At 68.4% G+C, this 272-nt stretch carries 1 protein-coding gene; it reads right to left on the minus strand.

What is annotated here, in order from left to right; translation table 11 throughout:
- Nucleotides 1-272, minus strand: a 272-nt coding sequence (locus SB660_RS20615) for a CobW C-terminal domain-containing protein (RefSeq protein ID WP_410584203.1), incomplete at both ends; no start/stop codon positions are given.

The raw sequence follows: 272 nt of genomic DNA on the forward strand, positions 1-272 counted from the left end.
GCCGAGGGCGAGCAATTCCTCGTCGTCGCCGAGGGCGTCGTCGCGGCCGAGCGGGTCGAACGAGATCGTGCCGCCGACGTGGTTCCACTCTGCGACGGCATAGGGCCGCGTCGCGAGGCGGCAGAAGCCCATGGAGCGGATCACCGTACCGAACTCCCCCGGCTCGATCCGCTCATCGAGAAGTCGCGCAAGGCGAACCGGGTGCAGGGGCCGGAGGTTCTCATAGCGAAAGGCGCTGACGCGCGGATCCGTCATGTGCGGATCGTGCACTC

Source organism: Bacillus sp. SIMBA_005 (assembly GCF_046535585.1).
In the GTDB taxonomy this organism is placed as follows: domain Bacteria; phylum Bacillota; class Bacilli; order Bacillales; family Bacillaceae; genus Bacillus; species Bacillus pumilus.